This is a genomic window from Rubripirellula obstinata (assembly GCF_001642955.1).
In the GTDB taxonomy this organism is placed as follows: Bacteria; Planctomycetota; Planctomycetia; order Pirellulales; family Pirellulaceae; genus Rubripirellula; species Rubripirellula obstinata.
The window spans coordinates 1-5,578 of record NZ_LWSK01000201.1 but is presented as its reverse complement, the minus strand read 5'-3'; the positions used below and the strand labels follow the sequence as shown (position 1 = coordinate 5,578).

Here is a 5,578-nt window from a genome sequence, read left to right as displayed (position 1 = left end):
GTAGCCGCGAAACCGAGCCAGAGAATTGATGTGGGGCAGCCATCCGGGTGCTCGCGCACCCGGCAGGGAGCTGCCGGCCCTCCGGGCCTAACGCGCCGTAACTGATACGATGCCCACGCGGTTAGGGGAATCGACTATTCCAGGATCATGTCGTCGCAGGTCATGCCGCCTGGGATCATGGGCAAGACGTGTTCCTGGTAGGGGACTTCGACGTCTAACAAATAGGGGCCGTCGTGCTCGATCATTTCTCGGATCGCTCCTTCGAGATCAGCTTTCTTGCGGACCGTTGATGCGCCGCAGCCGTAGCCCTTCGCGATTTGGACGAAGTTGGGGTAGCGTTCTTCTGCATACGCAAACCGATTCGCATCACTCTTGCCGCTGGCTTCGACGTGAGAAATGGGGCCAAGATACGTGTGTGCTCGGTTGCGTTTCATGAACCGATCTTCCCATTGAACGACCATGCCGAGGTGTTGGTTGTTCAACAAGAAAACCTTCACGGGTAATTCTTCGCAGAAACACGTCGCCAACTCTTGGATGTTCATCTGAAAGCTTCCGTCGCCGTCAATGTCGATGACCAACGCATCGGGCAGTGCGGCTTGCACGCCCATCGCGGCGGGCAATCCGAATCCCATCGTGCCCAATCCGCTGCTGCTAAGGAACGTGCGAGGCTTGCGGAACTTGTAATGCTGAGCCGCCCACATCTGGTGCTGACCGACGCCGACGGAAACATAGGTATCCATGTCGGCGGTGACATCCGACAAAGTCTTGATGGCGTGCTGTTGCAAGATGCCGTCGAAGTCGTTGTCGTAGTCGAAGGGGTATTTGGCTTTAAGGTCTTTGCAGTGCTTTCGCCAATCGTCAATTTCCGGCTTCTGAACAATTTTGTTTAGCTCAGTCAAGACAGGCTTCACGTCACCGCGAACGGGGATGTGAGCTTGTTTGTTCTTGTTCAGTTCGGATGCATCGATATCGACGTGAATGATCTTGGCATCTTTGGCAAACGCTTCGATCTTTCCGGTCACCCGATCATCGAAACGAACGCCCAAACCAATCAACAGATCACAATCACGAACGGCATAGTTGGCGTACGCTGAACCGTGCATGCCCAACCAGTCGAGCGAGTGTTCGTTGTCGGGGTGTACCGATCCGATTCCCATGATCGTGGTCACGGTGGGGATGCCGGTTTTGTTGATGAACTCTTTCAGTTCTTCGCTGGCGCTGCCCAGGATGACGCCGCCACCGGAATAGATGACCGGTCGCCGCGCCAACTTGATTGCGGCGGCGAGCTGACGGATGGTTTCGCTGGGAACCGCTTCGGGAACGGGCATGTACCCGGGCAGGTCCATGGGTGGATCCATGTCGATGTCGGTCAAGTCGCTCAATTGAACGTCTTTGGGCATGTCGATCAGAACCGGGCCAGGCCGACCACTTTGGGCGATGTAAAACGCTTCCTTCATAATCCGCGGAAGATCTTTCACATCGGTCACCAAGTAATGATGCTTGGTGATCCCGCGACAGACTTCGACCATCGGGCATTCTTGGAACGCATCGCTGCCGATCGCTTTGGTGGGCACTTGGCCGGTGATACAGACGATGGGAATGCTGTCCAGCTTGGCGTCGGCGATCGCCGTGACCAGGTTGGTTGCCCCGGGGCCACTGGTCGCCATCGTGACGCCGACTTTGCCGGTCGCACGTGCGTAACCTTGGGCCGCGAAGGCACCGCCTTGTTCATGACGGGGCAAAATTGTGCGGATCGATTGGCCAAACCGTGTCAGGGCTTGGTGCATTGGCATGCTGCAACCGCCGGGGTAGGCAAACAGCACATCGACGCCGTGATCTACCAACGATTTGACCAAAACGTCGGCACCGGTCATTAATCTCGTTTCAGTAGCATCGGTAGCAGCGGTACTCATTTGCTCTTTAGTCGGGGGGTTCAAGGTGTTCACGGAGTGATTTTTGTTGGAAAGTCAATTTGGGGGGGCAGATGTCAGGAAACTGACATTGTCACGCAAGCCGAAAACCCCGAATTTACGTGCCAACGTAAGTAGAGACCGAATTTTAGGCAATGGATAAAACGGCGTCATTGGATGACAACTTGGCTCAATATAGTCGCGGTGGCAGGCGGAGGCGCAATCGGATCGGTTTGCAGGTATTTGCTGGCACTTTTTGCGGCCCTGATCCCGGGTGGATCGTCGTTATGGGGCACCATTGCCGCGAACGTGATTGGCTGTGCCCTGATTGGTGGTTTTGCAACCTACGTTGATATTCGCAATTCGGGTCAGGAAGTCTTTCCAGAACGGCTGCAGTTGGCGATTCAGGTCGGTTTCCTTGGCGGCTTGACGACCTATTCGACTTTTGCAGCCGAAAAAGCCATGCTGATCGGCAGCGGTCGCATCGGTTTGGGCACTGCCTACATCGCTGCAAACATCCTATTGGGGTGGCTAGTTTTGGTGCTGGCGGCCGAGGGAGTGAAGTCATGGATGGATTAAACCGAGTTTTGGTTCGCACCATTCCTATTTTCTTCTCTTTGGCCGTGACTGCCAACCCGATTTGGGCCGACGTGCAGCACCATCCGCTGCCCGACTATTCCGATGCCCAGAGCCTTCGCGGCGATTCGTCGCTAAACGCGGTCGCTTTCGCCAATCCAAGACCAGAAGCCGCCCAAAATGCGATGGCGGGAATTGGAATCGCTGTGGGCGATCGAGGGGCCCTGTTTCGGTCCACCGATCATGGCGAGACCTGGAATGCCGTGGCAAGTCCTGTCGATTGTCGTTTGCTGGACGTCGTTTGGACCAGTTCCAGGTCGGTGGTGGTGGCCGGTGGTGCCTACGATCCGCTGACCCAGCTAAGCCGTGGCGTCGTTTTGGTCAGCCGCGATGCGGGAGCCAGCTTTCGCAGAATCAATAACCACGATCTACCGCTCATTCGCAAACTGAGCCTTTCCAAAAACCGATTGCTGATCGCCAACGGTGATTGGTCTCATTCGCAATTGACCAACACCTTCGCAAGTCGCGATGGTGGTCAAACCTGGCAAGGTTCCGGCGACCAACGACGCTCAGGTGATCCGACGCAGCCGATCAATCAAACTGAGCCGATCAATCAAACCGATTTTGGAATCGCCGATGCGAACGTTCAATCAGCGACCAGTTTTATTCGATGGCAGCGGATCACAGGTTCGCCTGCGCCGGTTCGCAACGCATGCCGAATCGGCACAAACCAGCTTTGTGCGGTGGGTGATCATGGACTGATTTTGACCAGCAAAGACGATGGCCAGACCTGGGCGGCACGACGTGGTGGCGACCGGCATGCCGCCATTCTGTTTGTTGCCGGCGATGCCGAAACAGCGTCTTGGTCGTTGCTGGGTTCTGAATCGCTTCAATGGCGGCATCGATGTGCATTGCTGGTTGAACAGCCCGCTGGCAACGCAGTCGAGAATCAAGCTGCGAGCCATCAGAAACAACTTGAATTGGTTCGCCAAGCTGCTGTCATGCTGGGCGCTGCGAGTGTGGATTGGTTTCGTGGTCGCGATGACTTCGACGAACCGATCGATCGGCAAGCTCGGCGTTGGATTGCGATCCACCGGCCGTCGGTGGTTGTCATTGATGAATCAGTGACCAACGAAACCCGCCAAGCTGTTTTTAACGCAGCCACATCGATGGGCGTCAATCGAGTTTTGAAGTCATCAAGACGAGATCACGGCGGATCCCTGCTGCACCAGAGTGCGATGCTGCCGAGGATTGGTATGCTTGCCGCCGATCTGATTTTGGACGCACAACACTTAGTTGCACCCGAGCACTGTGAGCCCGCATCGATTTCGGTAACCCGTCTGTACGATTCAAATTCATCACGGATCGGTGGTGGCGGCGAATCGATCATGGCTGGCTTAGCCGTCGATCAATCAAACCAGCTTGGCGGAATCGCAAAGTCGATTTCTCGCCATCGATTGCAAGTGGTTCAGGCGCGTACGAAGCAATCAAAGCTGATCGAAGGATTAGTGAACATCAAAACCAGTTCGTCGGCCGAGTTTGAAAATTCACTGCGTCAACTGATGGATCAAACCGCTGCCGAGGATCAGCTTCGGATGATTTGGTCGATCTTGGGGCGAACAGTTGGGACGCGATTCGAGGATCTGTGTCTGGAAGAGATTGCCAACCGGTTTCGTGATCAGAGCATTGGGAAATGGGCTTCGGTCCGAATCGATGCCTATCGAAACAGTGCCGAGCAACAATTCCTGAAATCGAAGGCAGTCACGACGACCGATCTTGTTCAGGTTGCTCCGGCGCAAGCGGCAACGGTCGCCCTGTCACCCTTCCAAAATATGCAAGCTGATTCAGATCGAACCAATGGCGGTGGAACGTATCAGCAAAGCGATTTTCAAAACGGTGAATATCAAGACAGTGAATTCCAAGACTATGGAGTTCGGCAAGCTTCCGCGGTCATTCCCGTCGGTGTAGCCAAGCCCGATGTGATTCAAGCATCGCCGGTTTCTCAAGAGGTTTCATCAACACCGATTGTGGATTTACAGTTAGATCTTCATCCGGCGGTATTGTTGTCCCGGTTGAACGACAACTCCGATAATGAAGAAGAGCTTTCCAATGCCTCGCCAACCGATCCGACGGCGACAACGATGGGTGACATTCGCCGAATTGCGATGCAAGGCACACGCGACTGGAAGCGATTGCTTGCCAGCAACTTCGCCGGTCGGTCGCAAGCGTGTTTGGTAAAACGCGCCGCTGCTCCACCTCGGCTTGATGGAAACCTGAACGACGCTTGCTGGGACAACCCAACCGATGCCGCCGGTTTCAAGTCCGCTCTTTCACAAGATCAAGTCCAGCTCAGATTTGCATCCGACCAAAACTATCTTTACGTTGCCGCAGTGTGCCCGAGCAATTCGATTGCAACCGACAAAGGCATACGCTCGACGGGTCGTGCTGCACGCGATCAGGTGTTGTTCGACGTCGATCGCTTGCGACTGCGTTTCGATACCGACGGTGACCTTTGGACCTCGCATTGCATCGAAATCACGGATGCTGGCCGAACTCGAGATTCGATCGATGGCGACATTCGTTGGCAACCGACTTGGTACGTCGATGTCCATCGCACCGAACAAACGGTAACTTTCGAGTTAGCGATTCGGCGGTCTGATTTGGCACGCGGCGTTGGTGACTTGGATGCTCGTTGGTTTGTCAGTGCTGAACCAATCAGGGCAGCAGCGAAATCGAAAGCCCCAATCTTCCCAAGTCCAACCGAATGGCGATCAGTACAATTTGAACAACCACCCCAAAGTCAGCAGCGGTCACTACGCCCCGCAGGCCCGGTACGTTTGGCCCCGGTCAAGGAACTTCGCTAAGGCAGACGTCTTTGTGTTCTTCGTGTTCTTCGTAGGCCGTAGCGAGTGAAACGAGTTACGGCAATTGCATTACGCCGCACCCTCTGGCTGGCCTGATGAAAATGCGTCGTTGTCAACTTGTCACGACCCTTGAAAGTAGGCCGTAGCGAGCCATAGCGAGTTACGGCGTTGCGCGAATTGCCGTAACTCGCTATGGCTCGCTACGGCCTACGTGCTGGCGATCAGGGA

The 5,578-nt window shown here is 55.1% G+C and carries 3 protein-coding genes; 2 read left to right on the top strand and 1 reads right to left on the bottom strand.

Annotated features, from left to right (window positions below):
• Positions 1-134: 134 nt before the first annotated feature.
• Positions 135-1,913: a biosynthetic-type acetolactate synthase large subunit gene (ilvB, locus tag RC85_RS24600; protein WP_068267409.1), complete on the bottom strand. Its 1,779-nt coding sequence runs from the start codon at positions 1,911-1,913 to the stop codon at positions 135-137.
• A gap of 174 nt (positions 1,914-2,087) precedes the next feature.
• Between ilvB and RC85_RS24595 the strand changes: the two genes are divergently transcribed.
• Together RC85_RS24595 and RC85_RS24590 are read left to right on the top strand one after the other, a co-directional pair.
• Positions 2,088-2,489: a fluoride efflux transporter FluC gene (locus RC85_RS24595; protein ID WP_068267407.1), complete on the top strand. Its 402-nt coding sequence runs from the start codon at positions 2,088-2,090 to the stop codon at positions 2,487-2,489.
• Positions 2,477-5,350, top strand: a complete 2,874-nt coding sequence (locus tag RC85_RS24590) for a hypothetical protein (RefSeq protein WP_068267404.1) — start codon at positions 2,477-2,479, stop codon at positions 5,348-5,350. Before RC85_RS24595 ends, RC85_RS24590 begins: the two co-directional genes overlap by 13 nt.
• Positions 5,351-5,578 lie beyond the last annotated feature (228 nt).

Bases quoted from the DNA above. Each gene is read 5' to 3' on its own strand.
- ilvB (WP_068267409.1), bottom strand. From the start codon at position 1,913: ATGAGTACCGCTGCTACCGATGCTACTGAAACGAGATTAATGACCGGT.
- RC85_RS24595 (WP_068267407.1), top strand. From the start codon at position 2,088: ATGACAACTTGGCTCAATATAGTCGCGGTGGCAGGCGGAGGCGCAATC.
- RC85_RS24590 (WP_068267404.1), top strand. From the start codon at position 2,477: ATGGATGGATTAAACCGAGTTTTGGTTCGCACCATTCCTATTTTCTTC.